This window comes from Streptomyces coelicoflavus (assembly GCF_003112555.1).
GTDB lineage: Bacteria > Actinomycetota > Actinomycetes > Streptomycetales > Streptomycetaceae > Streptomyces > Streptomyces coelicoflavus.
The window spans coordinates 384,048-405,591 of the sequence record NZ_BEWB01000010.1 but is presented as its reverse complement, the minus strand read 5'-3'; the positions used below and the strand labels follow the sequence as shown (position 1 = coordinate 405,591).

The following is a 21,544-nucleotide window of genomic DNA, read 5'->3' as shown; positions in this document are numbered from 1 at the left end:
GACTGGAGACATGACCTCGATCGATCTGAACGCGGACCTCGGCGAGGGCTTCGGCCGCTGGCGGCTCACCGACGACGAGGGGCTGCTGTCCGTAGTCACCAGCGCCAACGTGGCCTGCGGCTTCCACGCCGGGGACCCGGCCACCATGCGCCGGGTCTGCGCGCTCGCGGCCGAGCGGGGCGTGACGATCGGCGCGCAGGTCTCCTACCGGGACCTGGCCGGTTTCGGGCGGCGCACGATGGACGTGCCGCCCGCCGAGCTGGCGGCCGAGGTGGCCTACCAGATCGGCGCCCTGGAGGTCTTCGCCCGGGCGGCGGGCACGCGCGTGGCGTACGTCAAACCGCACGGCGCCCTCTACAACCGGGTGGTCCTGGACGATGAGCAGGCGGCCGCGGTCGTCGACGGCGTGCTCCTGGCGGGCGGCACCCTGCCCGTCCTCGGGCTGCCCGGCTCGCGCGTGCTGGAACGGGCCGGGCGGGCGGGGCTGCCGGTCGTCCCGGAGGCGTTCGCGGACCGGGCGTACACCGACGAGGGCACGCTGGTGCCGCGCGTGCAGGAGGGCGCCTTGGTCACCGACCCGGACGCCGTCGTGGCACGCGCCGTGGGGCTGGCCCGCTCAGGCGCGGTGACCGCCTGTTCGGGGGCACGGGTCGAGGTCCGGGCGCGGTCCCTGTGCGTGCACGGCGACACGCCCGGGGCGGTGGAACTCGCGCGCCGGGTCCGGGCGCGGCTGGAGGCGTCCGGCGTCCGTGTGGCGGCCTTCGCGTGAACGTCCTGCGGGTCGGCGCCGACGCCCTGCTCGTCGAGGTGTCCTCGGGCGAGGAGGCCGAGGCACTGCACGCGGAGCTGTCGCGGCGCCGCGCGCAGGGCACGCTCGCGGCCCGGGAGATCGTCCCGGGGGCGCGCACCGTCCTCCTCGACGGCCTCGCCGACCCGGTCCGGCTCTCGTCCGAGCTGGCGGCCGCCGAGGTGCCGCCCGCTCCGCCGCGCGCGGGGCACGTCGTCGAGATCCCGGTCCGCTACGACGGCCCCGACCTCGCCGACGTGGCCGGGCACTGGGGGGTCGCGGAGAGCGAGGTGGCGCATATCCACGCGGGCACCGAGTTCCGGGTCGCGTTCTGCGGGTTCGCGCCCGGCTTCGGCTATCTGACCGGCCTTCCGGCGCGCTACGACGTGCCGCGCCGCGACACCCCGCGCACCGCCGTGCCGGCCGGTTCGGTGGCGCTGGCGGGGCCGTACACGGGCGTGTACCCGCGCTCGTCCCCGGGCGGCTGGCAGTTGATCGGCGGCACGGACGCCGTGCTGTGGGACCACACGCGCGTGCCGGCGGCCCTGCTGTCGCCCGGCACGCGCGTACGGTTCGTTCCCGTGGGACGGCAGGGGCTTCCATGACGCATCGTGCGCTCACGGTCGTCCGGGCCGGGGCCCTGACCACGGTGCAGGACCTTGGCCGGCCCGGCCACGCCCACCTGGGCGTCCCCCGCTCGGGGGCGCTCGACGCGCCCGCGGCGGCACTGGTCAACCGGCTGGTGGGCAATCCGCCGGGGTCCGCCGTCCTGGAGACCACCCTCACCGGCTGCGCCCTGCGTGCGTGGTGTGCGGTGACCGTGGCGGTCGGCGGTGCCCCCTGCCCGGTGACGGTGGACGGGCGGCCGGCGCCCTGGGGCGCTGCGGTCGGCGTGCCGGCCGGAGCGCTGCTCGACGTCGGGGCGGCCGACTCCGGGGTGCGCTCCTATGTGGCCGTCTCCGGCGGCGTCCTCGTCGAGCCGGTTCTCGGCAGCCGCTCCACCGACCTGCTGTCCGGCCTCGGGCCGCCGCCGCTCGCGGACGGCACGGTGCTGCCCCTGGGTCGGCCGCGCGTGCCGCACGCGCGCGTGGATGTCGCGCCGCAGCCGGCGCCCCCGGCGGAGCTGGTCCTGCGGGTGGCGCCGGGGCCACGCGCCGACTGGTTCACGCCGGCGGCGATGCGGGCCCTCACCTCGTCCGTGTACCGGGTGTCGTCCGCGAGCAACCGCATCGGACTGCGTATGGACGGGCCCGCGCTGGAACGCGCCCGTCCGGGCGAACTCCCCAGCGAGGGGACGGTACTGGGTGCGGTGCAGGTGCCGACCGACGGCCGGCCGGTGGTGTTCCTGGCCGACCATCCGACGACCGGCGGCTACCCGGTGATCGGCGTCGTGCGCACCGCCGACCTCCCGGCGGCGGCGCAGGCGGTACCGGGGACACCGGTGCGCTTCGTCACGGCGGGCGGACGCTGACACCAGGGTTGCTCCGGAGCCGGAGCCGGCGCCGGAGCCGGGACACCCGGTGCGCGGGCGCCGCCTCGACGCCGCACGGACCGAAGGCCGCAGGCCGTAGGCCGCAGCCGCAGCCGCACAGACCGCAGGCCGGCCACATGAGCCACCCGCCGGGCCGAACGAACGTGTCCGCCCGCGCTTCGCACCGCGCGGTCCGTGAGGGCGGACCCCGAGCGGCGTCGCGGCACTACACGGCGGGGGCGTCCGGCCCGAAGCGGCTGCGTACCGCCGTCTGGACCTCGTCCTCCTCGGCCGGGTCGGTGGCGAGCCTGCGCAGCCGTTCGACGACGCGGTTGTCGCCGGTCTCGGCATGGCGGGCGGCGACTTCGCGCGTGGTCTCCTCGCAGTCCCACAGGCACTCGACGGCGAAGCCCGCCGCGAAGGAGGGATCCGTGGCGGCCAGCGCGCGGGCTGCCCGGCCACGCAGGTGGGAGGAGGCGGTTTCGCGGTAGATGTGCCGCAGTACGGGAGCGGCGCAGGCGATGCCGAGCCGTCCGGTGCCGTCGACGAGGGTCCACAGGGTCGGCGCGTCGGGGCCTTCACCGCGTACCGCCTCCCGCAGCGCGGCGAGGACGAGATCGCGGTCCTGGGCGGCGCCCCGGCAGGCCAGGACCCGTCCGGCGGCGGCGCCCAGGGCGTCGGGCCGGTGCACCCAGCCGCGTGCCCGGTCGACGGCGGCGAGGCTGCGCATCCGCTCGTAGGCGGCGACGGCGGCGTCCACGACCGGGGTGGAGCCGGTGGCCACGGCGCCCTCGATCAGGTGCAGGACGTCGGGGTCGTTGGCGTCGGCCAGGTAGCGAAGGGCGGTGCAGCGGGCGCCCTCGGTGCCGGACCGGGCGGCCTCGACGATCTCGGGCCGGTCCTCGGGGCCGGCGACGGCCGTGAGGCAGCGGGCGGCCGGCACGTGGAGCGGGGTGCCGCGCTCCACGCCCTGCTCGGCCCACTCGAACACGGCCCGCACGCTCCAGCCGGGACGCGGGCCGGTGGAGTCCATCTGGCGCTGCCAGCGGTCGAAGCAGCCCGTCTCCTGGGCGGCACGCACGCGCGTGGCGATCGATGCGCGGGAATCGTCGGCCCACAGGCGCCAGGGCCGGGGTTCGAAGGCGTCCCGCACGGCGGCGGCCAGCTCGGCCTCGCCCTCGGCGTCACGCGGGAAGCGGGCCAGCACGGGCGCGGCGAGGGCGCGCAGACCGGCGTCGTCGTCGCGCAGCGCCAGCTCGTCGAGGGCCCACGCCCAGTTCACTCCGTGAGCGGCGTACCGGCGCAGCAGCTGGAGCGCGTCCAGCCTGCTGTAGGAGGCGAGGTGGCCGAGGACGGCGAGGGCCAGCCCGGTGCGCGACTCGTCGGCGTCCAGGACGTCCTCGGGATCGAAGAGGTGGGCCTCGATCGCGTCCAGCTCGCCGTTCAGGTCGAGATAGAGGCGGGCGTAGTAGAGGGAGCGGTTCTCGACCTGCCAGTCGTGGCGGGGGTCGTGGAGAACACAGTGGTTCAGCGCCGCGAGCGCTTCGGCGCGCGGAGCGGTGAGCGCGTGCAGCGTGCCGTCGCCGCGACCCCGCTGAAGCAGGCCGAGCAGCGTACCGCTGGGCGCTATGACCGGATCGAACATGGGAAACAGCCTCACATCAAGCGTCGACGCAACCGGGGAGCACGCGTTACCTGGCCGTGCGCCAACACGTCGGAGCGCCCGCCGTCTCTTGCTTGCTGAAGACCATGTTCCTCTGCCTCTCGTCGGTGGCCCTTGCGGGCCGTGTCACGGCCCGCGCGGTGCGGCAACACCTGCCCAGCCATCACGTCCGTGAACCACGTCGTCATGATGGCCCGGCGGTCACATCTGCCGCGACCGAAATTTCGGCGGCCCTGTACCGCCTCCCCCGTTTTCAGTGTTCTACCTGGTCAGAAAGTGCGGAGTGGACCCGGTCGGAGTCCGTTCCGCCGCCTCGTCACGAGGCGCCGAACAGCTCCAGCAGGTCCGTCCGGGCGAACATCCGCGCCGTGTCGACGGCCGACGGTGTGCCCGCCGCGGGGTCCGCGCCGGCCTCCAGGAGCGCCTTGGTCACTTCCGTCTCACCCTTGAAGGCGGCTCCGGCGAGCGGGGTCTGACCCCGGTCGTTGACGCGGTCGGCGTCGGCGCCACGGGCGAGCAGCGCGCGCACCGCGCCGGCGTGGCCGTGGTAGGCGGCGAGCATGACGAGGGAGTCGCCGCGGTCGTTGGTCAGATCGGCCGGGACACCGGCGTCCACGTACGCCACCAGTTCCTCGGTCCGGCCCTGCCGGGCCAGATCGAAGATCTTGGTCGCCAGCTCCACGACCTCGGGGTCGGGGGCTTCACTCATCGGCCGGACCACCTCTCACTGCGCAAATCACTGCGAACGTGACGCCCGTCCTGGAGCTGACGAACGCCGGGGACAACGTGTGCGCACGGCCACGAGCGGTGTGGCCGTGCGAGTGAATCGCCAGGGTACTGGCTCGTAGGGCACCCGAGCGGACGAAGGACCTCTGGGCCACCTGGGGCAAATCTGGCAAATTTCCCCCATTTGCACCTTTTATCGTATGGATACATGCTGTGAGCCTGGAAGTACTCATGGTGACTGTCCCCGTGAACCAGGAGAACTCACATGATCCTCTCGATCTCAGGCGTCGTCCTGCTCGGCGTCGTCGTCTTCATCTTCTTCCGCAAGGACGGCCTCAAGGCCTCGCACCTGCTGGTCGCCGTGCTGTTCGGGTTCTATCTCGCGAGTACGGCCATCGCCCCGAGCATCAAGGCGGGCGGCGAGAGCCTGGCGGGCCTCCTCGGCGGCATCAAGTTCTGACGACCCGCTCCCCCGCCCGACATCCGCACGTACGCACCTCCAGGAGGCAGCAGTGGCCCGGCGGCCCCTCCCCCGCATTCTGAGCAACGGCGGCGCACAGCTCGCCCGCAGCCGGGAGCTGGCCCGGACGGCGGCCGACAGCGCCACCGACGTCCTCCAGCCGCTGATCACGATCGCCCGCGGTCTGCGCCGACTGGCCGCGGCCGCTCGGCGCAGATGGGCCGAGACCCCCAAGGACCGGCGCGGCGCGCTGCTGTTCCTGGTGGCCTCGGTGATCCTGGTCGTGGCACTCGTGCCGTACGGCCCGCTGCTCGCCGTCATCGTCCTGATGGCGGCGGCAGCCTGGCAGGGCAGGGACCGCACCCCGCCCGTGCCCGAGGGCCCCGACGACTCCCAGAGCGGGCGTCTCCAGTCCCTCTACGAGGCGCTGGTTCCGTACTTCTCGATCGCGGAGGACCCCGACCCCCTCTACGCCCACGGCGGTGGGTGGGAGAGGGCGTTCCCCGCCCACGAGTTCGACGACGACGGCCGTGTCGCCCACCTGGTGATCCGTTACCCCGCCTACTTCACCGACGGTGAGGCGGCGTCCCGGTCCCGGATCGAGCACCTGCTCGCCGCGAAGTCCGGCCGGGGCCGGGAGTACCGCTTCACGTGGGACGAGGAGGCCAACCACCTCTCCGTGGACGTGCTCCCCGCGCTCCCCACCGACATCGCCGCCCAGCGCTTCGTGACGGCGCCCGGCGAGACCGTCCTCGGCTTCACCGACCCGACCCGGGTCCAGCGCACGCTCCCGCTCACCCACGGCGCGGAGCAGCGGGACGTGCCGCCGGTCGTCTGGCGCACCGGCATCCGCTCGACCGAGCCCCACCTGCTCGTCCTGGGGCAGCCCGGCACCGGTACGTCCACCCTGCTGCGCTCGGTCGCCCTCCAGGCGCTGCACCACGGCGACCTGCTGATCGTCGACGGCGGCGGCACCGGGGAGTACGCCTGTCTGGTCGGCCGGGACGGCGTCCTGGCCGTGGAGTGCGGCCTCACCGGCGCGCTGACCAGCCTGGAGTGGGCCGCCGCCGAGACGGAGCGGCGCCTGATCTCCGTCAACCGGGCCCGTCAGCAGGGCCGGGCGGCGCCGGACGACACCCGGCGGCCCCTGTGGGTCTTCGTGGACCGTCCGACCGCGTTCACGCACCTCGCGGACACGGACGGCCGCCGGGATCCCCAGACCCTGCTCCAGATCCCGCTCCGGCACGGCCGGGCCGCGAACGTGACCGTGGTCGTCGCCGACCAGCTGGACGCCCTGGACGGCCTCACCGACGCCGTACGGCAGCACACGCGCGCGCGTGTCGTGCTCGGCCCGGCCACGGCGGACGAGCTGGCGACCGCGCTGGGCGCTCCCCCGCACACCACGCCCGTCGACCAGGTCCCGCCCGGCCGGGGATACGCCCGCCTGGGTACCGGACCGGTGCACCGGCTCCAGGTCCCGGCGACCCCCGACCCCTACGACGACGCGACGAGCGAGACACACCGGCAGGCGGTGCTCGACCTGCTCCCCCCGCGCACGACACCGGCGGACGGGGAGCAGGCGCCCCTTCCTCCGGAGGCGGAGGCGAACGCGGAGGCCGAGGCGGAGGCCGAGGCAAGGGCGAAGACGGACGCGAAGGCCGTCTCCATGGAGAAGAAGGACGCCCCGGAACCGGCCGCCGCGAGCGAGCCGGACGAGACCGCGGCGGACCCGGAGCCGGCCACCCCGGCGGCGGCCGGGCCGACGCCTGCTGAGCCGGTCCCCGCCGAGGCGGTCGCGGCGGAGACCTCCTGACACCCCGGCCGGGGCGGCGCGAACCCACCGCGCCGCCCCGGCCGCGTCGCGCATCCCGACCGCGTCCGCTTCCGGGGGCTCCGGCGGCCGGACATCCCGGGCTCCGCCCATCGGCGCACACGGGTACCGCCGGCGCTCCCGCGCCCCGCTCCGCCGGACCGGTCTCAGGCCACGAACGTCCTCGGTGCCTCGCCGCCGCCGGCGCCGCCGTTCTCCACCAGCCGGGCCGCCGCGGCCAGTCGTACCGCCGCCTCCTCGGCGACCGCGCCGCCGACCGTGAACGGCAGCCGGACGTACCCCTCGAAGGCACCGTCGACCCCGAAGCGCGGTCCGGACGGGACGCGGACGCCCACCCGCTCCCCCGCCTCGGCGAGCCGGGAGCCCGACAGACCCCCGGTCCGCACCCACAGGGTGAGTCCGCCCCGGGGGACCTCGAACTCCCAGTCGGGCAGCTCCCGCCGTACCGCGGCCACCAGCTCGTCCCGGTTCTGCCGGGCCTGTTCGCGGCGCACCGTCACGGCCTGCTGCCAGCCGCCGGTGCTGAAGAGCCAGTTCACGGCGAGCTGCTCCAGCACCGGGGTGCCCAGGTCGGCGTAGGCGCGCGCGGCGACCAGGCTGCGGATCACGTCGGGCGCGGCCCGGACCCAGCCGATGCGCATCCCGGCCCAGAACGCCTTGCTCGCGGAGCCGACGGTGATCACGGTGGAGCCGGCCGGGTCGAAGGCGCACACGGGGCGCGGCATCTCGACGTCGTCGTCCAGCCACAGCTCGCTCATCGTCTCGTCGGCCACGAGCACCGTCCCCGCCGAGCGGGCGGCGTCCACCAGGCGCCGTCGCTGGTCGTCGTCGGCGAGCGCGCCGGTGGGATTGTGGAAGTCGGCGACGACATAGGCGATGCGGGGTGCGGCGTCGCGCAGCACTTGGCGCCAGCGGTCCACGTCCCAGCCGGTGAGCCCGTCGGCCATCGCGACGGGCACCAGCCGGGCGCCGGCCTCGCGCATCAGCTGGAGGATGTTGGCGTAGGAGGGGGACTCCACGGCGATGCGTTCGCCGCGGCCTCCGAAGAGGTGGCAGATGGCGTCGATCGCGCCCATCGCGCCCGTGGTCACCATGATCTGCTCGGGCATGGTGGGGATGCCCCGCGCGGTGTACCGCTCGGCGATCATCGCGCGCAGCGCGGGCAGCCCGGCCGGGTAGTCGCCGTGGGTGTGCGCGTACGGCGTCAGCTCCTCGAGGGCGCCCTGCACCGCGCGGGTGAGCCAGGGCTCGGGTGCGGGCAGCGCGGCGCACCCGAGGTCGATCACCGAGCCGAGGGCCTCGGGCGGCAGCGGCTCGAGGCCCCGGGCCGGCAGCGGGTTCCCGGCCGGAACCGCGGTCCAGCTGCCCGCGCCCCGCCGGGACTCCAGGAAGCCCTCGGCACGCAGCGCCTCGTAGGCGGCGGCGACGGTCGTGCGGCTGACGGTGAGGGAGAGGGCCAGTTCGCGTTCGGCGGGCAGCCGGGCGGCGACCGGGACGCGGCCCTCGAGGACGAGCAACCGGATGCCGTCGGCGAGCGCGCGGTAGGCCGGCGGGCGGCGCGTGCCGGGTCCGGCCGGGCGGTCCTGCTGGGAGCCGAGCAGCCGGGCCAGCTGCCCCGCCCCCACGGCCGAGGTCCACTGCGCCATGGAAATCAGTCCACCTTCCCCGAATTGGCCATGGTTGACTCTGCTTCTCAAGCCACATGGTGTCATGCGGCAGGCCATTACCACCACGGAGGGGGCACCTCTTGTCCAGGCAGCCCAGGCAGTCCCGGCCGTCCCGGCCGTCGACGCGATCCCGGCAGCCGGGGCACCTCGCCCGGCGGCTGACCCAGCTCTACGGCGGACTCGTGCTGTACGGCGCGAGTTCCGCGCTGCTGGTCAGGTCCGGGCTCGGTCTCGAGCCGTGGAACGTGCTGCACGAGGGCCTCGCGGAGCACACCGGTCTTTCGATGGGCGTGGTGCTGACGATCGTGGGTGCGGTGGTCCTGTTGCTGTGGATACCCCTGCGCCAGCGACCGGGCCTCGGCACGGTCTCCAACGTGCTGGTGATCGGCGCCGCGATGGACGCCACGCTGAGCGTCGTCCCGGACGCGCACGGCTGGACACTGCGGATCGCCGCCATGGTGTCGGGCATCGTCCTGAACGGCGCGGCGACCGGTCTGTACATCGCCGCACGGTTCGGCCCGGGCCCGCGCGACGGCCTGATGACGGGGCTGAACCGGCGCACGGGACTCTCGGTGCGCCTGGTGCGGACCGCCGTCGAGATCACCGTCGTGGTGACGGGCTTCGCCCTCGGCGGCACCGTCGGCCTCGGCACCCTGCTCTACGCCGTGTCGATCGGCCCGCTCGCCCAGGTGTTCCTGCGCGTGTTCGCCGTGCCGCCGACACCGGAGGGCAGCACGGTGGTTGCCGCCGGTCGACCCCGGCGCGCAATACTGCGTCGGTGACCACCCCGATACGCCACCCCTACCTCGACCATCCCGGCCCGATCGCCTTCGCCCACCGGGGCGGGGCGGCGGACGGCCTGGAGAACACCTTGCGGCAGTTCCGCCGCGCGGTGGAGGCGGGCTACCGGTACATCGAGACCGACGTGCACGCCACGCGGGACGGGAAGCTCGTCGCCTTCCACGACGCCACCCTGGACCGGGTGACGGACGGGGCCGGGCGGATCGCCGACCTCCCGTGGGAGACCGTGCGCCACGCGCGCGTGGCGGGCGAGGAACCGGTGCCGCTGTTCGAGGAGCTCCTGGCGGCCTTCCCCGGGGTGCGCTGGAACATCGACGTGAAGGCGGAGCCCGCGCTGCGGCCCCTCCTGGAACTGATCGAACGGCACGACGCCTGGGACCGGATCTGCGTCGGCTCGTTCTCCGAGGCCCGCGTGGTCCGCGCCCAGCGGCTGGCCGGTCCGCGCCTGGCCACCTCGTACGGCACCCGTGGCGTCCTCGGTCTGCGGCTGCGCTCCTGGGGCGTACCGGCCGCGCCGCGCCGCTCGGCGCTGGCCGCCCAGGTTCCCGAGGCGCAGTCGGGCGTCCGGGTGGTGGACCGCCGCTTCGTGCGCGCCGCCCACGCGCGCGGACTGCAGGTGCACGTCTGGACGGTGAACGATCCGGACCGCATGCACCGGCTCCTGGATCTGGGAGTGGATGGCATCATGACCGATCACATCGACACACTGCGCAAGGTCATGGAGGACCGCGGCGTCTGGGTATGAGACCCGGCCGTACCCCGGGGACGGTGCGCGTGCACGGGGAAGCGAGGGCACGGGTGGGCACCGACACCCTGCGGACGGGCGCGGCCGACGGGGCCGACCCGGCGGCCGAACGGCGGCGCGAGCAGCGCGGCTGGTACTTCTACGACTGGGCGTGCTCCGTCTACTCGACGAGTGTGCTCACCGTGTTCCTGGGGCCCTATCTGACCTCGGTCGCCGAATCGGCGGCGGACGGGGACGGGTACGTCCATCCGCTGGGCATACCGGTGCGGGCGGGGTCGTTCTTCGCGTACTCGGTGTCGCTGTCGGTGATCGTGGCGGTGCTGGTGATGCCCCTGGTGGGTGCCGCCGCCGACCGTTCGGGACGCAAGAAGCCGCTGCTGGCCGCCGCCGCGTACACCGGTGCGGCGGCCACGACGTGCATGTTCTTCCTGGACGGCGACCGCTATCTGCTCGGCGGCCTGCTCCTGGTCGTGGCCAACGCGGCCCAGTCGGTCGCGATGATGCTGTACAACTCCTACCTGCCCCAGATCGCCCCGCCCGAGGAACGGGACGCGGTCTCCTCCCGCGGCTGGGCCTTCGGCTACGCGGCCGGTTCCGTGGTCCTGGTCGCCAACCTGGTGCTCTACACCGGCCACGACTCCTTCGGGCTGAGCGAGAGCGCGGCGGTGCGCATCTGCCTGGCGTCGGCGGGGCTGTGGTGGGGCGCCTTCGCGCTCATTCCGCTCCGGCGGCTGCGCGACCGGCGCGCGGTGGCCCGGGAGGCGGCGCTGCCCGGTTTCCGCCAGCTCGCGGCGACCGTCCGCGACATGCGCCGCCGCCCGCTGACACTGGCCTTCCTGCTGGCGTACCTGGTCTACAACGACGGCATCCAGACGGTGATCTCCCAGGCCTCGGTCTACGGCTCCGAGGAACTGGACCTCGGGCAGTCCACGCTCATCGTGGCGGTGCTCCTGGTCCAGGTACTGGCGGTGGCGGGCGCCCTGGCGCTGGGCCGGCTGGCCCGCAGGTACGGGGCCAAGCGCACCATCCTCGGGTCGCTGGTGGCCTGGACGGTGACCCTCGCGGCCGGGTACTTCCTGCCGGCCGGGGCGCCGGCGTGGTTCTTCGTGCTGGCCGCCGGGATCGGGCTCGTCCTGGGCGGCAGCCAGGCCCTGTCCCGCTCCCTGTTCTCCCACCTGGTCCCGCCGGGCAAGGAGGCCGAGTACTTCTCGGCGTACGAGCTGAGCGACCGCGGGATGAGCTGGCTGGGGCCGCTGCTCTTCGGGCTCACCTACCAGCTGACCGGGAGCTACCGGGACGCGATCATCTCGCTGGTCGTCTTCTTCGTGATCGGCTTCGCGCTCCTCGCGCGGGTGCCCGTGCGGCGTGCGATCGGCGACGCGGGCAATCCGGTACCCGAAAGGATTTAGCACTCGGCGCGAAAGGGCTGTAGTGTACGCGTTTGGCCTGCCAGGCGTACCGTTACTGCGCGTCAAAGGTGCCGAATCGCTATGTCACATCTGCCAGCAGAGGTGACAAACCGGACGTCGGCGGGTACTGCACTGGTTGCAAGGCTGCGGCTGCGACGGCGACGCAGGGCCCGGATCGTGAGTCGGAACGGGAATCTTTACCGCCGCCCGGACGTTGACCGGATGACGACGACAGCGACACCTGTCCTGTGGGCGACAAGCCCGGGAGGCACGATTCATGAGTGAGCGAGCTCTTCGCGGCACGCGCCTCGTGGTGACCAGCTACGAGACGGACCGCGGCATCGACCTGGCCCCGCGCCAGGCCGTGGAGTACGCATGCGAGAAGGGGCATCGATTCGAGATGCCCTTCTCGGTCGAGGCGGAGATCCCGCCGGAGTGGGAGTGCAAGGTCTGCGGGGCCCAGGCACTTCTGGTTGACGGCGACGGCCCTGAGGAGAAGAAGGCCAAGCCCGCGCGTACGCACTGGGACATGCTGATGGAGCGACGCACCCGCGAGGAGCTCGAAGAGGTCCTCGAGGAGCGGCTGGCCGTTCTGCGCTCCGGCGCGATGAACATCGCGGTGCATCCGCGTGACAGCCGCAAGAGTGCGTAGCGGGAAACCGTAGGCGACACACAACACCGAACAACCGCGGGTGCCGTACATGGATCTCATGTACGGCACCTGCGGTTTGTCGTGCGCGGTTTCGCCGTAGCGCCGGCCCCGGCCCCGGGGCCCGGGCTCAGCGCGTCAGCGGCGGCCGGGGGTCCTGCGGGGTGTCGTCGGGGTCGTCCCGTATGACCTCGCCCTGGACCACCTTGCCGTCCGGGCGGTGCATCCGGGCCTGGCGGAAGGCGTCGCCCAGGGTGCCGGGGCCGGCGGCGCGGAGCTTGCGCTCGACCGTCCGCTGGGCGTAGCGGCTGACGGCCTTCTGCACTGGGGGCAGCAGCATCAGCAGGCCGAGCGCGTCCGAGATCAGGCCGGGCAGGATCAGGAGCAGCCCGCCCAGCATCATCAGGCCGTTGCCCTCGCTGTTCGGACGGGCGGCCTCGGGCGGTGTGCCCGACTGCTGCTGATTGAGCGTCTCCGTGAGATTGCGGAAGGCCCGGCGCCCGGCCGCCTTGATGACCACGGAGCCGAGGACCACGCCGGCGACCAGGAGCAGGAAGACCACGAAGCCGCTGGAGGCCCCCGCGACCAGGACCAGCAGCCAGATCTCCAGCACGAGCCACGCGGCGACGCCCAGCGGCAGGAAGGTGCGCAGCCGGGAACGCGGGGGCCGGGCGGGGGACCTGGGGGTCTGAGCGCCAGTCGTCATGCTTCCAGTGTGCCTGGCCCCGGCTCAGTGCGGCGTAAGGGGGCCGTCAGGCGTTGCCGTCTGGGACCTTCGCCGACCCGGTCGACTCCGCCGGCTTTGTCGACTTGTCGCCAGGAGCCTCCGGCCCACCGGGCGCGGCGTCGGGCAGCTTGTCGCGGCCCAGGACCTTGCCGACCCGCTCCCCCACGCCCCACGTGGTGACCCGCCACAGCGCCTCGACGAGGATGTCGCGGCTCATCTTGGAGTCGCCGAGTTCGCGTTCGACGAACGTGATCGGCACCTCGACGACGTGGTAGCCGGCCTTGATCGCCCGACGGGCGAGGTCGACCTGGAAGCAGTAGCCCTGCGAGGCGACCTCTTCGAGGCCGAGCCCTTCGAGGGTCTCGCGGCGGAAGGCGCGATAGCCGCCGGTGATGTCGCGCAGCGGCAGGTCGAGCGCGATCCGCGAGTACATGCTGCCGCCGCGCGAGATGTACTCGCGGGACTTGGGCCAGTTCACCACCCGGCCGCCCGGCACCCAGCGGGAGCCGAGGACCAGGTCGGCGCCCTTGAGGGCGGTCAGCAGGCGAGGCAGTTCCTCGGGCTGGTGGGAGCCGTCGGCGTCCATCTCGATGAGCACGCCGTACCCGTGCTCCAGCCCCCAGCGGAAGCCCGCGAGGTAGGCCGCGCCCAGCCCTTCCTTGCCCTTGCGGTGCATGACCTGGACATGGTCGTCCACGGCCGCCAGTTCGTCGGCGAGCTTGCCGGTGCCGTCGGGGCTGTTGTCGTCGGCCACGAGCACGTGTGCCTCGGGGACGGCCTCGCGCACGCGCGTGACGATCGCCTTGATGTTCTCCGCCTCGTTGTAGGTCGGGATGATCACCAGGGCCGTGCCCAGGGGGCCGAACCGCCTCTCACGCCCCGCAGCCGCGGGCGTCCCGTCGCCGTCGTTCACCGATGCCCCTTCGTGTCCGTACACAGAGGACCACCATAATCGCCGCGGCCTGCGTCGACGTGACAGGACGGCCGTCCGGTGGTGTCGTTTCCCCGAGAGCGGGGTAAGGATGGCCGATTCGGGTCGTTGTGCGACGGATGGGGGCCCGGCGCCCTTCGGGCCGGCCCGGGACCCGCCGGCTGCGGGTCGACCTGAGCCGTTGTCTACTGAGCGCCCGGGCCCCACCCGGGTCACACCTCCCGACCGGCCGGAACGTTCCCTCGTCGCGGTGCGGGCACTGAGCCTGGCTCCCAGTGACGGTGCCCCGGTGCGGCACACCGTCCCTGACTCAGCGGCGCCGCGACGCTTGTGCGGAAGATTCCCCGGTCGGGCGTCCGGTGGTGGACTCCGCCGAACCTACCGGCCCCCGGCCGTCGCCTGTCAACAGCCGTTCGACCTGCACCTTTACCATCAATGCGCAGGTCAGCGCGGAGACGAGGCAGGTCGTGGCCGCCCGAAGATCATCGCCCCGTCGGCCGTGGAGATCACTCGCCCGGCCGTACGAAGACGGTCCGGCCGCCCACCACGGTACGCAGGCAGACGGGCAGGTCCCGGCCGGGGGTGAGGTCGGGCAGGCCGGGCGTGCCCGAGCGCGGGTCGGTCGACCAGCGGGCCACCCGGTCGTCGGGAGCCTGGACGACGAGGTCACCGGTACGCCAGACGGCGTAGTCCGCGGGCACGCCGGGCACCAGGACGCCCGCGTCGTCGCGGCCGATCGCCCGCCAGCCGCCGCGCGTGTGCGCCGTGAACGCCGCGCGGACGGAGACGCGGTGCTCCGGCGTGTGGTGGAAGGCGGCGGCCCGGACCGTGCCCCAGGGGTCGAGGGGCGTGACCGGGCTGTCGGAGCCGAAGGCGAGCGGCACACCGGCGCGCAGCAGGGCCGCGTAGGGATTGAGCGTGCGGGCCCGCTCGGCGCCCAGGCGCTGGGCGTACATGCCGTCCTCGCCGCCCCAGAGCGCGTCGAAGGCGGGCTGGACTGAGGCGGTCAGACCCAGCTCGGCGAAGGCCGCGACGGTCTCCGGCGTGAGCATCTCGGCGTGCTCGATCCGGTGGCGGGCGGCGCGGACGCGGGCGAGGCCGATCTTGTCGGCGGCGGCACGCACTCCCTCGACGACGGCGCTCACGGCGGCGTCGCCGATGGCGTGGAAGCCCGCCTGGAGGCCGGCCTCGGTGCACGCGACGACGTGGGCGGCGACGGCGGCGGCGTCCAGGTGGGCGGTGCCGGTGTGGTCCGCGTCGGCATAGGGCTGGTGCAGACAGGCGGTGTGCGAGCCGAGGGAGCCGTCGACGAAGAGGTCGCCGGCCGCCCCGACGGCTCCCAGCTCCCGCGCCTTGTCGACGTCCTGTTCGGCCCAGTAGCCGATCACCCTCGGTCCGGGTTCCCCCGCGGACAGGCGCAGCAGCCCGGTGAGGTCGTCCTCGGAGGAGATGTCCGGGCCTGCGCATTCGTGAACGGTTCCGATGCCGAGGGAGGCGGCGTGCGCGAGGGCGGCGCGCTGGGCCCCGGCGCGCTGGACCGGCGTGACGGCCCCGAGGGCGGCGGCGCGTACGGCGTGGTGGGCGTCGCCGGTGAGCGGGCCGTCCCCGCGTGCGAGGTCACCGGGCGCCAGGTCGAGGAGGGCGGTGGTGACGACGGCCGAGTGGACGTCGATCCGGCTGAGGTAGAGGGGACGGCCGCCGGTCGCGGCGTCCAGTTCCGCGCGCGTGGGGGGCTGCCCGTCGGGCCAGCGGGCGGCGTCCCAGCCGTGGCCGAGGAGCACCCGGTCGTCCGGGCGGGCGGCGGCGAAGTCCCGTACGAGGGCGAGGGCCGCCTCGCGGGTGGGGGCGCCGGTCAGGTCGAGACCGGTGAGGGCGAGGCCCGTGGCGGTGGTGTGCACATGTGCGTCGGTGAACGCGGGGGTGACGAGGGCGCCGTCCAGGTCGATCACCTCGTCGACCCCGTCCGCGAAGGCGTCCGCGGCGCCCTCCGAGCCGACCCAGGCGACCTGGCCGCGCTCGACGACCATGGCCGTGGCGAAGGGGTCGGCGGGACTGTGGACCTCGCCGCGGCGCAGCAGGACGGTCGTGGACGGGGTGGTGGACTCACTCATGGGCACCAGTCTCGCCCCTCACGGGCCCCGCCCGGCAGCCGGGGCGGCCGGGGAGCGGGGCGGGTCCCGGCGCTCCCTCGCGGCGCCGGTCAGATCCGCGGCGGCCGGGACTCGTAGGGGGTCGACAGGACCACGGTGGTGCGGGTGGAGACACCGGCGAGGGAGCGGACCCGTGCGAGCAGTTCCTCCAGCTCGTGCGGGGTGGCCACGCGGACCTTGAGGATGTAGTTCTCGTCGCCCGCGACGCTGTGGCAGGCCTCGATCTCGGGGACACCGGCGAGGCGGTCCGCGATGTCGTCGGGCGCGCTGGGGTCGAACGGTTTCACCGAGATGAAGGCGGTCATCGGCAGCCCGACGGACTCCGGGTCGACCACCGCGGCGTAACCGCGGATGACGCCACGCTGCTCCAGCCGCCGCACCCGCTGGTGCACGGCCGAGGTGGACAGGCCCGTGGCCTTGCCCAGGTCGGTGTAGCTCATCCGCCCGTCCTTGACGAGCAGCTGCACGATCTGTCGGTCCAGCTCCTCCATGGCGCAAGAACCTACAGTGCCGCTGATCTCCCCGGATAGCCGAGCAGCCCAGGTCATACCCCGTTCGTGATGTGACGGGCGCGCGACGGGGCGCCGGGACCGCGGCCGGGCGGGACAAATCCCCCGCAGGGGGCATCTGCGAGCGGCATGTGACGAAGACCACACTGGTTGAACGTTCTCCGTAATGTTCCCGTGATTACCCCGGAGGGGGGACGGGAAGTGCTTGCTGTGGTCGAGGCCGCAGTGCCGTCACGGCCCAGCCCGAGGGGGAGATCCCATGCAGAGTCTTAAGCGCCCTGGTCGTACCGCGTCCAAGCGGCAGCAGCCGGTTGTCGAGCCCGTATCGGAGGGCGTCGAACCGGACGCCTTCGACGACGAGGAACTCGACACGTACGACACCTACGAGATGTACCGGGTGGTCTGCCCGGACTGCGCGCAGCCCATCGCCCTGCTGGCGGACGAGGAGAAGCTGCCGGAGCACGCGCTGTGTGCCTCGCCGTGGAACCCGTTCGGGCTCACGGTCTGCGCCGGCACCGGCCGCAGTGCCACCGAGGCGCGTTCGGCGGACGAGTCGCTCCGGCCCCACGAGCAGGACACCGCGCTGCTGTTGACGCTCCCCCACGGCCTCGACTGGCGCACCCAGCCCTTCTCCCACGTCGGCGGCCCGGGCTCGCGCCCGATGCGGGTGCCGACGATGCGGCGCGAAGCGGCCTGAGGCGGCGAAACCGGCCCGCGTCACGTTGCTCCGGGGCCGTGACGCGGGTGGGGGGCGACGGGGCGCGGCGAGGGGCGTCGGGCCGGGGCCGGCAACCGGTGTTCGCCCGTGGGCACCCGCGAACTCACGCTCGAATACGCCCGCCGGTGACCTGTCCGCGGTTTGCCGCGTTGCCCGGGTATGACCCCCACGTACTCGTCGGCCGGAAGCCGGCGCCGCGTGTTCGTGCCGGTGCCCGCGGGGCCGGTTCCCCCGGCCCCGCAGATCCCGGACCCGCCGATCTACCGAGAGCTGATGCGGACCTGGGCCGACGGCGGCCGCACCCTGCCGGGACGCCACGACCCCGAGTGGGTGAGGCTCGCGGAGCCCCCGCGCGGGCTCGGTGACTTCTTCGCCTCGGGCGACTTCTTCACCACCGGCGACTTCCGGGTCGGCGGCGGCTTCGCCGTCGCCGCCGACCTCACCGCTCCTCGGGACCCGCGAGGTGACGGGCGATGACCATGCGCTGGATCTGGTTGGTGCCCTCGACGATCTGCAGCACCTTGGCCTCGCGCATGTAGCGCTCGGCCGGGAAGTCGGCCGTGTAGCCGTATCCCCCGAGGACCTGCACGGCGTCGGTGGTGACCCGCATCGCCGTGTCGGTGCAGTGCAGCTTGGCCATGGCGGCCTGCTTGGCGAACGGCAGTCCGGCGTCGCGCAGCCGGGCCGCCGCCAGGTACAGCGCGCGGCCGGCCTCGATCTGCGTCGCCATGTCGGCGAGCATGAAGCGCAGCCCCTGGAAGTCGGCGATCGGCTTGCCGAACTGCCGCCGCTCGGCCGCGTAGGACACCGCCTCGTCCAGCGCCGCCTGGGCGACGCCGATCGCGCAGGCGGCGATGCCGAGCCGGCCGGATTCGAGCGCGGACAGGGCGATCGCGAAGCCCTGCCCCTCGTCGCCGATGCGGCGGGCGTCGGGCACCCGCACGCCGTCGAGGTGGACCTGCGCGGTGGGCGAGCCCTTGAGCCCCATCTTCTTCTCCGGCACCGCGGCACTGAGGCCCTCGGCGTCGCCGGGCACGAGGAAAGCGGTGATGCCGCGCGGTCCGTCCTCGCCCGTGCGCGCCATGACGGTGCAGAAGTCGGCGATGCCGCCGTGCGTGATCCAAGCCTTGGTGCCGGTGATCACCCAATCTCCCCCGCTCTCGGCTTCGCTCGAGCGGGCGGTGCCCCCATCGTCGCGCACGGCCTTGGTGCGCAGTGAGGCCGCGTCGGAGCCGGAGGCGGGTTCGGAGAGGCAGTAGGCGCCGAGCAGACCGCCGCCGAGCATCGCGGGCAGGTGCTCGGCCTGCTGCTCCTTGGTGCCGTAGGTGGCGAGCGCGTAGGAGGCGAGCGTGTGCACGCTGACGCCGAGGCCGACGGTGAGCCGGGCCGCGGCCAGCTCCTCCAGGACCTGGAGATAGACCTCGTACGGCTGCTCCCCGCCGCCGAACTCGGCGTCGTAGGGCAGTCCGAGGAGGCCGGAGTCGGACAGGAGGGTGAAGACCTCGCGCGGGAAGCGTCCGGCGTCCTCCTCCTCGGCCGCGCTCGGGACGATCTCACGCTGCGCGATGTCGCGGACGAGCGAGATCAGGTCCCGTGCCTCGTCCGTGGGCAGTTGCCGGTCCACCGGCTGCGGGGCGCGGTCGGGCATGGCGACGCTCTCCTCCCTGTTGGGCACATCGGCGGACGTACGCCTTGGGTGGAGGCGGCTCCGCCGGTCGTTCGGGCCTGGCCGATGCTCGCACTCCCGGGTCGCGGAAGCGGCTGACCAGCGGCTGTGCGCTGTGAGTATGCCCGATCGGAGGCACGGAGTCACCAGTTAACGACCGCTTACTCAAAGAATTCGGAGAACAACCCGGACCGGGCCCCGAGGTCCGGGATTCCGGCTCCGGAAATCAAGAATGGTCCGAACCATTGACCGCACTGGTCTAGTCCTCCTACGGTGACGAACCGAACGCGTTACCGCGTTCATGCCAATCGGCGCGCGTTCCCTCTTCCCCCCACGAGGAGACACCCGATGCACGTCCCGCACCTCCCCCGCGTCCGCCCCACCCGGACGCTCCTCTCCGCCCTGTGCACCGTCGCCCTCGGCGCCGGGCTGCTGGCCGGCGCCGGACCGGCCACGGCCACCGCTGCGGCGCCCGCCGCACCGGCCGAGGCACCCGCCGCGCAGGCCGCGGCCGGATCCAAGGTCGTCGGCTACTTCACCGAATGGGGCGTCTACGACCGCGACTACCACGTCAAGAACGTCGAGTCGTCCGGCTCCGCCGACCAACTCACCCACATCAACTACTCGTTCGGCAACGTCACCGGCGGAAAGTGCGCCATGGGCGACGCCTACGCGGCGACCGACCGGGCCTACACCGCGGCCGAATCCGTCGACGGCGTCGCCGACACCTGGGACCAGCCGCTGCGCGGCAACTTCAACCAGCTGCTCAAGCTGAAGAAGAAGCACCCCGACCTGAAGATCCTCTGGTCCTTCGGCGGCTGGACCTGGTCCGGCGGCTTCGCACAGGCCGCGCAGAACCCGGAGGCGTTCGCCCAGTCCTGCTACGACCTGGTCGAGAACTCGAAGTGGGCCGACGTCTTCGACGGCATCGACATCGACTGGGAGTACCCGAACGCCTGCGGCCTGAGCTGCGACACCAGCGGCCGCGAGGCCTTCCCCAAGCTGATGGGCGCCCTGCGCGCCAAGTTCGGCCAGGACTACCTGGTCACCGCGGCGATCACGGCCGACGCCACCTCCGGCGGCAAGATCGACGCGGCGGACTACGCCGGGGCCGCCCAGTACGTCGACTGGTACAACCCGATGACGTACGACTTCTTCGGTGCCTGGGACGCCGCCGGGCCGACCGCCCCGCACTCACCGCTGACCTCGTACTCCGGCATTCCGAAGGAGGACTTCCACACCTCGGCGACGATCGCGAAGCTCAAGGGGCTCGGCATTCCCTCCTCGAAGCTCCTGCTCGGACTCGGCTTCTACGGCCGCGGCTGGACGGGCGTCACCCAGGCGGAACCGGGCGGCACCGCGACCGGCCCGGCCAAGGGCACGTACGAGAACGGCATCGAGGACTACAAGGTGCTGAAGACGAGTTGCCCGGCGACCGGCACCGTGGGCGGTACCGCCTACGCCAAGTGCGGTGACGACTGGTGGAGTTACGACACTCCGGCGACCATCGCCACCAAGATGGCCTACAAGAACGAACAGGGCCTGGGCGGCACCTTCTTCTGGGAGCTGAGCGGCGACACCGCGAACGGTGAGCTGATCAAGGCGATCGACTGAACCACCCGGCGCACACGGGGGGCGGAGGGGCGGAGACCGGCTCGGGTCTCCGCCCCTCCGTCGCGCGTCTCCGTCGAGCGCCTCCGTCGGACGTCCCCGTCGGACGTCCCCGTCGGACGTCCCCGTCAGACGCCGTCGCGGCGGGCCGGGGCCGGGGCCGGGCAGGCCGGGTCCAGTTCCTCGATGGCGCGCAGCGTGCCGCCGAGCGACCTCACCAGCAGTTCACGCATGGTCTCGCGGGGCAGCTCGGGCCGGCCGATCCAGTCCAGGGTGGCGCCCTCGACGCTGCACACCCAGGCGAGCAGGCCCATGCGGGCGAGCGGCCCGATGTCCGAGCGGCCGTACGCCCCTTCGGCGATGGTGACGACGATCGCCTCGCGCACCCCGTCCCGGATGGCGTGCACCTCGGCGTCGAAGCCGACGCCGCCGCTGACGATCGTGCGGTAGGCGGCCTGGTTGTGCTCGGCGTAGCGCAGATAGCCGTCGATGGTGCGGTGGACGCGGTCCACCTGCGGCAGTTCGGTGCCGCGCGCCGCGGTCGTGACCAGGTCGGTGACGGAGTCCTGGACGATCGCCAGGTAGTAGCCCCGCTTGGACTGGAAGTAGTAGTAGATCAGCCCCTTGGCCACATGCGCCTGGCGGGCGATGTCGTCCATCGAGAGCGCGTCGTAGGACGTGTCGGCGAACAACCTCCGCCCGATGGCGATGAGTTCGGCACGGCGTGCCGCCGAGCGCTCGGTGCCGCGCGCCCGGGGACGGGCGTCGGCAGGTTGTTGACTGATATTCAATTTCGACCCTGGTCTCCTACGGGCGGCGGGACATCCGCAGTATGGCAGGTCGGGTCGTGGGGCAGGTCACACGCGGGTCACGTCACAGGAGGCCCAGCTGGACCACGAGCATCGCGACGACCACGACGAGGGTCCAGCCCATGACGTGTTCGAGGATCTTCGGCCCGTCGTCCTTGGGGCCGCCGGTGCGGACGCGGGCGGCGGCTGCGGTGTGTGCGGTCATGGCTTCTCG

Annotated in this window: 22 protein-coding genes; 12 read left to right on the top strand and 10 right to left on the bottom strand. The window is 73.3% G+C overall.

Going from position 1 to position 21,544, the window contains the following annotated elements:
- Positions 1-10 precede the first annotated feature (10 nt).
- From Sco07f_RS25740 to Sco07f_RS25730, 3 genes are read left to right on the top strand one after another with little or no spacing between them, the layout of a single operon-like run.
- Positions 11-769, top strand: coding sequence for a LamB/YcsF family protein (locus tag Sco07f_RS25740; protein ID WP_108989311.1), 759 nt, complete (start codon positions 11-13; stop codon positions 767-769).
- Positions 766-1,392, top strand: coding sequence for a 5-oxoprolinase subunit B family protein (locus Sco07f_RS25735; RefSeq protein ID WP_108989310.1), 627 nt, complete (start codon positions 766-768; stop codon positions 1,390-1,392). Before Sco07f_RS25740 ends, Sco07f_RS25735 begins: the two co-directional genes overlap by 4 nt.
- Positions 1,389-2,258, top strand: coding sequence for a 5-oxoprolinase subunit C family protein (locus Sco07f_RS25730; protein WP_108989309.1), 870 nt, complete (start codon positions 1,389-1,391; stop codon positions 2,256-2,258). The genes Sco07f_RS25735 and Sco07f_RS25730 overlap by 4 nt, the downstream gene beginning before the upstream one ends.
- 226 nt (positions 2,259-2,484) lie before the next feature.
- Here the strand turns inward: Sco07f_RS25730 and Sco07f_RS25725 are convergent, their stop codons facing one another.
- Both Sco07f_RS25725 and Sco07f_RS25715 read right to left on the bottom strand, forming a co-directional pair.
- On the bottom strand, positions 2,485-3,903 hold the full coding sequence (locus tag Sco07f_RS25725) for a hypothetical protein (protein WP_108989308.1): 1,419 nt from the start codon (positions 3,901-3,903) through the stop codon (positions 2,485-2,487).
- Between the two features lie 334 nt (positions 3,904-4,237).
- Entirely contained in the window at positions 4,238-4,630 is a 393-nt protein-coding gene (locus Sco07f_RS25715; protein WP_007447346.1) for an ankyrin repeat domain-containing protein, read from the bottom strand.
- 282 nt (positions 4,631-4,912) lie between these two features.
- Between Sco07f_RS25715 and Sco07f_RS25710 the strand changes: the two genes are divergently transcribed.
- Both Sco07f_RS25710 and Sco07f_RS25705 read left to right on the top strand, forming a co-directional pair.
- On the top strand, positions 4,913-5,107 hold the full coding sequence (locus tag Sco07f_RS25710) for a hypothetical protein (RefSeq protein WP_007447353.1): 195 nt from the start codon (positions 4,913-4,915) through the stop codon (positions 5,105-5,107).
- 52 nt (positions 5,108-5,159) lie between these two features.
- On the top strand, positions 5,160-6,920 hold the full coding sequence (locus tag Sco07f_RS25705) for a hypothetical protein (RefSeq protein WP_108989307.1): 1,761 nt from the start codon (positions 5,160-5,162) through the stop codon (positions 6,918-6,920).
- A gap of 164 nt (positions 6,921-7,084) precedes the next feature.
- Here Sco07f_RS25705 and Sco07f_RS25700 read toward each other — a convergent pair whose 3' ends face one another.
- On the bottom strand, positions 7,085-8,584 hold the full coding sequence (locus Sco07f_RS25700) for an SCO1417 family PLP biosynthesis transcription factor (RefSeq protein WP_054101787.1): 1,500 nt from the start codon (positions 8,582-8,584) through the stop codon (positions 7,085-7,087).
- 101 nt (positions 8,585-8,685) lie between these two features.
- Here Sco07f_RS25700 and yczE point away from each other — a divergent pair, with 101 nt between their 5' ends.
- From yczE to Sco07f_RS25680, 4 genes are all read left to right on the top strand, one after another.
- The gene (gene yczE, locus Sco07f_RS25695; protein ID WP_174855407.1) at positions 8,686-9,387 is read left to right on the top strand and encodes a membrane protein YczE; all 702 of its coding nucleotides are present in this window, start codon (positions 8,686-8,688) and stop codon (positions 9,385-9,387) included.
- A complete protein-coding gene (locus Sco07f_RS25690) occupies positions 9,384-10,151 on the top strand; it encodes a glycerophosphodiester phosphodiesterase family protein (RefSeq protein ID WP_007447411.1) in 768 nt (255 codons plus the stop codon). Before yczE ends, Sco07f_RS25690 begins: the two co-directional genes overlap by 4 nt.
- 53 nt (positions 10,152-10,204) lie before the next feature.
- Positions 10,205-11,560 (top strand): MFS transporter, encoded by a 1,356-nt coding sequence (locus Sco07f_RS25685; protein WP_042825769.1) that lies wholly within the window; start codon positions 10,205-10,207, stop codon positions 11,558-11,560.
- A 277-nt stretch (positions 11,561-11,837) separates the two neighbouring features.
- Positions 11,838-12,212 (top strand): RNA polymerase-binding protein RbpA, encoded by a 375-nt coding sequence (locus Sco07f_RS25680; protein WP_003977404.1) that lies wholly within the window; start codon positions 11,838-11,840, stop codon positions 12,210-12,212.
- A gap of 127 nt (positions 12,213-12,339) precedes the next feature.
- On the opposite strand, the gene fxsA is transcribed toward Sco07f_RS25680, so the two are convergent.
- From fxsA to Sco07f_RS25660, 4 genes are all read right to left on the bottom strand, one after another.
- On the bottom strand, positions 12,340-12,915 hold the full coding sequence (gene fxsA / locus Sco07f_RS25675; RefSeq protein WP_007447396.1) for an FxsA family membrane protein: 576 nt from the start codon (positions 12,913-12,915) through the stop codon (positions 12,340-12,342).
- A 46-nt stretch (positions 12,916-12,961) separates the two neighbouring features.
- Positions 12,962-13,849 carry a polyprenol monophosphomannose synthase gene (locus Sco07f_RS25670; RefSeq protein ID WP_108989305.1) on the bottom strand — a complete coding sequence of 296 codons (888 nt, stop codon included), beginning with the start codon at positions 13,847-13,849 and terminating at the stop codon, positions 12,962-12,964.
- A 524-nt stretch (positions 13,850-14,373) separates the two neighbouring features.
- Positions 14,374-15,978, bottom strand: coding sequence for an amidohydrolase (locus tag Sco07f_RS25665; protein WP_167468223.1), 1,605 nt, complete (start codon positions 15,976-15,978; stop codon positions 14,374-14,376).
- Between the two features lie 89 nt (positions 15,979-16,067).
- Positions 16,068-16,508 (bottom strand): Lrp/AsnC family transcriptional regulator, encoded by a 441-nt coding sequence (locus Sco07f_RS25660; protein ID WP_007447408.1) that lies wholly within the window; start codon positions 16,506-16,508, stop codon positions 16,068-16,070.
- 277 nt (positions 16,509-16,785) lie between these two features.
- Between Sco07f_RS25660 and Sco07f_RS25655 the strand changes: the two genes are divergently transcribed.
- Both Sco07f_RS25655 and Sco07f_RS25650 read left to right on the top strand, forming a co-directional pair.
- Positions 16,786-17,223 (top strand): hypothetical protein, encoded by a 438-nt coding sequence (locus Sco07f_RS25655; RefSeq protein ID WP_007447415.1) that lies wholly within the window; start codon positions 16,786-16,788, stop codon positions 17,221-17,223.
- A 180-nt stretch (positions 17,224-17,403) separates the two neighbouring features.
- Positions 17,404-17,721: a hypothetical protein gene (locus tag Sco07f_RS25650; protein ID WP_042825771.1), complete on the top strand. Its 318-nt coding sequence runs from the start codon at positions 17,404-17,406 to the stop codon at positions 17,719-17,721.
- On the opposite strand, the gene Sco07f_RS25645 is transcribed toward Sco07f_RS25650, so the two are convergent.
- Positions 17,684-18,892 (bottom strand): acyl-CoA dehydrogenase family protein, encoded by a 1,209-nt coding sequence (locus Sco07f_RS25645; RefSeq protein WP_108989303.1) that lies wholly within the window; start codon positions 18,890-18,892, stop codon positions 17,684-17,686. The two genes, Sco07f_RS25650 and Sco07f_RS25645, sit on opposite strands and share 38 nt — an antisense overlap.
- Positions 18,893-19,258: 366 nt before the next feature.
- Here Sco07f_RS25645 and Sco07f_RS25640 point away from each other — a divergent pair, with 366 nt between their 5' ends.
- Positions 19,259-20,524: a glycoside hydrolase family 18 protein gene (locus tag Sco07f_RS25640; RefSeq protein ID WP_108989302.1), complete on the top strand. Its 1,266-nt coding sequence runs from the start codon at positions 19,259-19,261 to the stop codon at positions 20,522-20,524.
- Between the two features lie 125 nt (positions 20,525-20,649).
- On the opposite strand, the gene Sco07f_RS25635 is transcribed toward Sco07f_RS25640, so the two are convergent.
- Both Sco07f_RS25635 and Sco07f_RS25630 read right to left on the bottom strand, forming a co-directional pair.
- Entirely contained in the window at positions 20,650-21,312 is a 663-nt protein-coding gene (locus Sco07f_RS25635; protein ID WP_007389777.1) for a TetR/AcrR family transcriptional regulator, read from the bottom strand.
- A gap of 82 nt (positions 21,313-21,394) precedes the next feature.
- Positions 21,395-21,535, bottom strand: a complete 141-nt coding sequence (locus Sco07f_RS25630; protein ID WP_007389776.1) for an SCO1431 family membrane protein — start codon at positions 21,533-21,535, stop codon at positions 21,395-21,397.
- Positions 21,536-21,544 lie beyond the last annotated feature (9 nt).

Bases quoted from the DNA above. Each gene is read 5' to 3' on its own strand.
- Sco07f_RS25740 (WP_108989311.1), top strand. From the start codon at position 11: ATGACCTCGATCGATCTGAACGCGGACCTCGGCGAGGGCTTCGGCCGC.
- Sco07f_RS25730 (WP_108989309.1), top strand. From the start codon at position 1,389: ATGACGCATCGTGCGCTCACGGTCGTCCGGGCCGGGGCCCTGACCACG.
- Sco07f_RS25725 (WP_108989308.1), bottom strand. From the start codon at position 3,903: ATGTTCGATCCGGTCATAGCGCCCAGCGGTACGCTGCTCGGCCTGCTT.
- Sco07f_RS25715 (WP_007447346.1), bottom strand. From the start codon at position 4,630: ATGAGTGAAGCCCCCGACCCCGAGGTCGTGGAGCTGGCGACCAAGATC.
- Sco07f_RS25710 (WP_007447353.1), top strand. From the start codon at position 4,913: ATGATCCTCTCGATCTCAGGCGTCGTCCTGCTCGGCGTCGTCGTCTTC.
- Sco07f_RS25700 (WP_054101787.1), bottom strand. From the start codon at position 8,584: ATGGCGCAGTGGACCTCGGCCGTGGGGGCGGGGCAGCTGGCCCGGCTG.
- Sco07f_RS25680 (WP_003977404.1), top strand. From the start codon at position 11,838: ATGAGTGAGCGAGCTCTTCGCGGCACGCGCCTCGTGGTGACCAGCTAC.
- fxsA (WP_007447396.1), bottom strand. From the start codon at position 12,915: ATGACGACTGGCGCTCAGACCCCCAGGTCCCCCGCCCGGCCCCCGCGT.
- Sco07f_RS25665 (WP_167468223.1), bottom strand. From the start codon at position 15,978: ATGAGTGAGTCCACCACCCCGTCCACGACCGTCCTGCTGCGCCGCGGC.
- Sco07f_RS25660 (WP_007447408.1), bottom strand. From the start codon at position 16,508: ATGGAGGAGCTGGACCGACAGATCGTGCAGCTGCTCGTCAAGGACGGG.
- Sco07f_RS25655 (WP_007447415.1), top strand. From the start codon at position 16,786: ATGCAGAGTCTTAAGCGCCCTGGTCGTACCGCGTCCAAGCGGCAGCAG.
- Sco07f_RS25650 (WP_042825771.1), top strand. From the start codon at position 17,404: ATGACCCCCACGTACTCGTCGGCCGGAAGCCGGCGCCGCGTGTTCGTG.
- Sco07f_RS25645 (WP_108989303.1), bottom strand. From the start codon at position 18,892: ATGCCCGACCGCGCCCCGCAGCCGGTGGACCGGCAACTGCCCACGGAC.
- Sco07f_RS25640 (WP_108989302.1), top strand. From the start codon at position 19,259: ATGCACGTCCCGCACCTCCCCCGCGTCCGCCCCACCCGGACGCTCCTC.
- Sco07f_RS25630 (WP_007389776.1), bottom strand. From the start codon at position 21,535: ATGACCGCACACACCGCAGCCGCCGCCCGCGTCCGCACCGGCGGCCCC.